This is a genomic window from Enterococcus sp. RTP21361st1_A6_RTP21361_211029 (assembly GCF_040910045.1).
Classification (GTDB): Bacteria; Bacillota; Bacilli; order Lactobacillales; family Enterococcaceae; genus Enterococcus_D; species Enterococcus_D gallinarum.
The window spans coordinates 1-6,348 of record NZ_JBDGBK010000128.1 but is presented as its reverse complement, the minus strand read 5'-3'; the positions used below and the strand labels follow the sequence as shown (position 1 = coordinate 6,348).

The 6,348-nt window shown below is 38.9% G+C and carries 4 protein-coding genes and 1 pseudogene; 3 read left to right on the top strand and 2 right to left on the bottom strand.

Features of this window, described 5'->3' with window-relative positions; all coding sequences use genetic code 11:
* Positions 1-133 precede the first annotated feature (133 nt).
* Positions 134-673, top strand: a complete 540-nt coding sequence (locus AB5Z52_RS15505) for an LPXTG cell wall anchor domain-containing protein (protein WP_288551769.1) — start codon at positions 134-136, stop codon at positions 671-673.
* 135 nt (positions 674-808) lie between these two features.
* On the opposite strand, the pseudogene secA2 reads toward AB5Z52_RS15505, so the two are convergent.
* A pseudogene (gene secA2 / locus AB5Z52_RS15500) lies at positions 809-3,177 on the bottom strand (accessory Sec system translocase SecA2).
* A 41-nt stretch (positions 3,178-3,218) separates the two neighbouring features.
* A complete protein-coding gene (locus AB5Z52_RS15495) occupies positions 3,219-3,674 on the bottom strand; it encodes a hypothetical protein (RefSeq protein WP_081131219.1) in 456 nt (151 codons plus the stop codon).
* A gap of 263 nt (positions 3,675-3,937) precedes the next feature.
* Here AB5Z52_RS15495 and AB5Z52_RS15490 point away from each other — a divergent pair, with 263 nt between their 5' ends.
* Together AB5Z52_RS15490 and asp1 are read left to right on the top strand one after the other, a co-directional pair.
* Positions 3,938-5,155, top strand: a complete 1,218-nt coding sequence (locus tag AB5Z52_RS15490) for an accessory Sec system protein translocase subunit SecY2 (RefSeq protein ID WP_081131220.1) — start codon at positions 3,938-3,940, stop codon at positions 5,153-5,155.
* Between the two features lie 21 nt (positions 5,156-5,176).
* Entirely contained in the window at positions 5,177-6,289 is a 1,113-nt protein-coding gene (asp1, locus tag AB5Z52_RS15485) for an accessory Sec system protein Asp1 (RefSeq protein ID WP_368243963.1), read from the top strand.
* Positions 6,290-6,348 lie beyond the last annotated feature (59 nt).

Sequence of the window (6,348 nt, the reverse complement as noted above, 5' to 3'; positions counted from 1 at the left end):
GAAACGATGAGACGATCGCCCGCCGGAATCTCGAAAAAACTCTCACAAATCGTGTCCGAGGTATTGACTCAAATCCAGTGTGAGTGAATCAGCTAGCGAAAGCACAAGCATCAGTGATAGTGAACGTGACTCAATGTCAAGCAGTGCTGAGACAAGTGAATCTGGCTCTACAAGCGATAGTACAAGTGCTAGCAACTCTGCTAGTCTGAGTGAAAGCTTTAGTGCTTCTGATCGGGACTCCGTCTCTATGAGCGCAAGCGAATCAATCAGCGAAAGTACAAGCGTTAGTGAATCTGCTTCGTTAAGTACAAGTACAAGTGATGTCAACTCTGAAATCGTCAGTGACTATCATAGTAATAGTTTGTCTGAAAGTCTTTCAGAACTACAATCACAATCAACTAGTCAAGATCATTCACTTTCAGAAAGTGCATCAATCAGCGGATCTACTTCAACTCCTACAAATTCCGAGCAGAATAATGCAACGAATGGAAATACAGGAACGTCACAAGGCAACATAGGAGTGGGGGGACATGCGACTGGAGCCACTCTTCCTAAGACTGGTGAATCTGATGCAAGCGGTAGTCAAATGTCTCTTGCTGGAATTGCCGCGCTGTTAGCTGCGATTGCTTTAATGAAAAAGAAAAAAGATGCAGCAAAGCGTGAAACGGATTAATCAGTTCCTTTCAGTTTATGAAGGGCTGGGATAAATTTCCTAGCTCTTCTAAAATGATAGAAGTGTTACTACTCAATAAAAAAGCGTCACAGTTAGATTTGCCTAACTGTGACGCTTTTTATTCGCTATAGCCGATTATGGAAATTCAACATCGAATGAACCATCTTCTGTTTTTACCAACTCGGATAATAATAAATTTCTGATTGCTTCTAGATAAATTGCTTCACGCATTTGAGTGAAAGAACGGTGTGCCTCTACTTGAAACTCATGGATGGGACGGTGTTGTCCCCAGTTTCTTCCATTGATGACTGTTTTCAATTGTTGCAAGTTGTCTGATTGTTCGATCCAAAGAGTATCCAACGCTTTTAAAAGAACAATTCGCTTGAAGAACAGCTGTTGGAAACTGTCTGGCATGAATTGCTGAATGTGAGTCAAACGATCTGAAATCAGAGCTAATAAGAATTTTTTGACGGTTCGTTTATTAAATTTATCCAGTTTCTCGATTTCAAAAATATCAAAATTATAGTCCAAATTATTAAAGATGAAATCAAGGATCGCTTGTTTATTTAGATTCTCTTTCTTAGTGATGAATTGATTGATTGCTTCTTCCATGCATTTGTTGAAGATTTTTTCTAACTCAACTGGCGTGCCTGTCATGATACTGTTCCTCATGCTGTACATTTTGTCTCTTTGAATGGTGATGATTGAGTCAAATTCTAGCGTTGTTTGACGTCCAGCAATTTCTTGATTTTTACGATTGCTTTGAGACTGATTGATCAATTTATTGTATTTTTTCTTTTTTAATGGCTTGAAACCATTGGCTGATTTTTCTTGTTCAGTTAATAGTTCTCGTTCCTGGGCTGCCCATTTAGGTGCACTTTCAACAACGATTTTATCCTCCATGATACATAAAAAATGCTATCACCAGGGTCTCCTTGACGTCCGGAGCGCCCCCACAGCTGATTATCGATTCGGTCACTGGTCATTCGTTCGGTTCCAACTACTAACAGACCGCCGTTTTCCCGCGCGTCTTGTTCAAGTTTAATGTCTGTACCGCGTCCAGCCATTGAAGTGGCTACTGTTACGGCCCCTTTTTTGCCCGCTTCTGAGATGATCCAGGATTCTTTGGTCGCTGTTGTAGCATTTAAAAGGTTATGAGGAATTCGATGCTTTAAGAGAATCAGAGAGTATAAAGTCGACATTGAGACCGATCCTGTTTCAAGCAGAACGGGACGTTCTTGGATCAAAGCATTTTTTACTGCTTCTAAAGAAGCCATGATCTTTGACTGATTGGTAACATATACGAGGTCCTGATGATCTTTTCGGCGAATGGGTTTATTCGTTGGAATTTCGATTACGTCAATATTATAAGTTTCACGAAATTCGTCAGCGTCTGTTTTGGCTGTCCCGGTCATTCCGGATAAAATCTTGAATTTTCGGAAGAGATTCTGATAGGTAATGGAGCCCATGGATCGGCTTTCCGTGGTGATCTCTACCCCTTCTTTGGCTTCGATTGCTTGATGAAGCCCAGCTTGTAGTTTTGTTCCGATCAACTTGCGCCCATTTGCTTCGTCAAGTAAAAGAATTTCATTGTCTTCCACAACATAGTCTTTGTTTAAGTGCAAGAGATAATTGGCCCGCAAGGCAATGACTAAATGGCGGTAAAGATTTTTCCATTTTTCTGAAAGAATGTTTTCGATACCTAAATAGTCTTCTGATTTTTGAATACCTGTTTCTGTAAACCAGACGTGGCGCTTATTTTCGCTCCTTAGGTAGTCTTTCCCTTCAATCAGGCTCTTTACAAACCAGTCAGATAGCGTAAAAAAGTTGGACTGGACTTTGGGAGCTCCTGAAATGATCAATGGTGTTTGAGCCATATCGAGTAATATTGCATCGATTTCATCAATCAGTACATAATTGAAGTGGGTAACGTATTGTTCATCTGGAGAAACGGCCAAGTTGTCAAACAAGTAGTCAAATCCCAATGCGCTATGGGTAGTATAGACAATGTCTGCTGCATAGACGACCTCTTTGTCGACTTCTTTTCCTTCATCTTCATGTTCGGGGACTCCAGCAGCCACGGTTAGTCCTAGAAAACGATAAACTTTCCCGGTTTCCTCAATATCCCGCAATGCTAAATAGGTATTGGAAGTAATCAAAAAATTTCCTTTGCCTCCCAGACCGTGTAAGTACATCGGCATGGTGGCTGTCAATGTTTTTCCTTCACCGGTTTTCATCTCAGCAACATTGCCATAAAAAAGAGCAATCGCGCCAAGAATTTGGACAAAATAAGGTTCCATTCCTAAGACACGACGGTCTGCTTCGACAACTACAGCATAGGCTTGTGGGAGTATACTCTCTAACTTTTTTCCTAGTTCGAGTTGTTGACGAAAAAGAATAGTTTGCATTTGTAATTCTTGATCCGACAATTGCCGATACTTGTCTGCGAGATTTTGAACCTTTCTCGCTAACCGCATATATTTGCGAAATTTTTTATCTTTCATTTTTGCTGATCCTTCCCCAAAAAATTGATAGTGTTAGCAGATTAATTTGTGTTACTGGCTAATTTAGCACGAATCATTACGTCCTCTAGTTCAAAAAGATAATCCCGCATCAAATCATTGGCTTCTAAAAAAAAGACGATTTTTCCCTTCGGAGCAGCTAGTTTCATTTTTTTGGACGCAATAAGTGGTTCCTTGTTTTGATCAAGCAACGCTTCACCAGAACTTGTTACGAAGTGAAGGGAAAACGTATAGGTTTTGGTGGTGTCCATATTATAGTAGGGAAATTCCCCATGATAGATGGACTCTTGATCAGCTACCTCCAAAGTATCTTCAGTCCGTAAAACGACAGCTTTCAAGTCTAATCTAGGACTAGGTTCATTGTCAGGAGTCCTTGATTCTACAGTCTGTGTTTCATTATTCGTCAAAGTATCTTTCAAAAAAAAGATACCTCCTAACAGCAAAACAAGAGGTATGATGAGTTCAATTAGTTTCTTCATATGAAATCCTTCTTTTTGGAGATGTTTCTACGGAATTTTCTCCCCTTTTTTTTCCAATCCTCGTCATTCTCAGATGATCATTTAAAAATGAAGCGTTGTTTTCTTATTTGAATTTAAAACGATGATACCACAATGACTAACACCACCTTTTCATTTTTTTTTTCGTTTCAACAAAAAAACAAATAAAAAAGGGGGATTTAAACTTGCTATTATTTTGTTAATCCTTACAGATGAAAAAAAAGTAAGAAAAATTGGAGATGAAAATGAAGAATCAAAAAGAACTCATTCGTAGGATCATCGCGAGTTTCTTCCTGTTGTTCATCGTTGAGATAGGAAAGCATATTCCGATTCCTTTTTTTATTTCAGAAAAGATACCAGAGGAATCAACTAGATTGATTCTGAAATTCTTAGCAACATCAACCGGTGGAAATTTCACTGTTCCAACGCTTTTTTCTTTAGGAATGGGACCGTATATGACTGCTCTGATCATCTGGACAACGATCAGCATGATTGATACAGAAAGTATCGGAAATCTTTCCACAAAAAGAATCGGCTATATTCAACGTTGTTTGACTCTTTTATTTGCTGTCCTTCAAAGTTGTGCATTAGTGTTAAAATTTCGTTCATCAATGATCGATCAAAAAGCTGTTGGGGGATCCGTTGTCTTGTTGTTTTTAGGAGCAGTCCTTATTTTGACTGCTGGAGGATTGTTCGTTGCGTGGCTAGCCGATATCAATATCGACAAAGGAATCGGTGGTCAAAGCTTGTTTATCGTTCCAGGTCTATTGATGAACATCCCAGCTATGTTAATTTCGGGACAAACAGAATCCGTCCACTTGAGTCAAAATTTTATGATTGGTTTGGTTATAGTGACTTTAATCTTTATTTATCTAACGCTTTTTCTTTACAGTGCAGAATACCGCATCAATATTGAACGGACAGGTATTGATAGTCGCTTCAACAATTCGTATATTCCCATTCGTCTTTTGCCTGCAGGAGCGATGCCGTTTATGTTTGCGGTAACCGTCTTTTCAATGCCGCAGCTTTTACTCTTGAATGAAAAGTGGGGAGACACAGGCTTTTCGAATTTTATTACGACTTACTTTTCATTTAATAATGTGCGGGGTGTTTTCACTTATGGTCTGATTCTCTATGTTTTAGGTTATGGATTTAGTTTTATTAACGTTCGACCTTACGATATAGCCAAAAATCTTAAAGAGACAGGAGACTATATTTTAAATATTGCACCTGGTAAACAGACGGAGAGATATATATTGAAGCGATTATCTACGGTTGCATTGCTTGGCAACAGTTATCTTGTGATCATTTCAATGATTCCGTTATTGATTGGGTTGCAAAATCAGATCATTTCCAACTTAGCTTTTTATTTTGGAAGTATTTTTATGTTGATCATTATTTTAGAAACTATCACAAATGAAATACGCTTCCTCTTTTCCAGACGCACTTACCGGATTTTTTAGAGGATGTTAGGAGGCAATTCTTTGAATTATTTTATTCCCGATTGGACGACCAGCAGCGGCAATTTAGAAAGTGACTACATGATGAATGTCATTCAGCTTTTCAAGAACAATCGAGAACCGTACCACTTATTGTTATTGGAACATATCCCGTTTTTACGCTATAAAATGCATGCGTATGGGTTAGAAGCAGCTCAGATGACTTCGCTTTACGATCGCTTGCAAGATATTCACAAGATCAATGGGTTTCCTTTAGATGTAGATGACTTGCCTCTTTCTCACAATGTGGAGAAAGTCTATACGCCTTTTGGTATCACGTTGATCAAGGAAGATCAACCATTTGGTGAAATTCGTTTCAATGCTTTTGGCTTTGCGGAACAAATGTATTTAATGACGGACCCTTACCGACAAATTCTCTTCTTCGATGATCGAGGATTTATTTCTGCAAAATCATTGCAGACAGACAATGGGGAACAAGTAAAGAGGATTTACTATAACGAATCGGGAATGGAAAAATGTGTGGAATACTTTGGAGAAAATCCGCATGTTGAGCTGATTGATTCTCAAAGAATTGGACTAAAGAAAAGTCAGTATCGAAGTATGGAGGATCTTCTCTTAGAAATGATGAATCAATTTCAATGGAATAGTGAATCCGAAGATCAACTGATCTGTTTGACAAATGAGCGGAATCTGCGATTGGTCAAAACGAATGAGCAACGAAAGCGAGTGATTCAGATCGTTTCTGATGCTCACCAACTTTCAAAGTGTGCACCAGAGGAAAAAGCAGAATTGTGGGCAGCCGAAAATAAAATTATTACTGATTCCACTAGTAATCAAACAGCGCTCTTGTCTTTAATGAGACATTCCGGTGTCAATGACCCATCTCGTATACAGCGCATACCTATTTACACAACTTCTTTCCATCTAGGCAATAGCAACTCCATTCCGCAGCTGGTTCTTTATTGGAACGCCGGTGAGCTTAATGAAGACGTTCTGAGAATCCATCACTTATTGCTGCAAAAAGTCATTCAAAATGATCGTTATGACTTAATTATCGAAACGACGACATTCCAAAGCGAAGTCGTTTTACATGAAGCACAAAAAGCCAAGAAGTTATTTAGGGTAATCGGAAAATAGTGTGGAAAGAGGGTTAAAAAGTACCCTCTTCCATAGCCTTAGACAGTGTGGAAAAATCA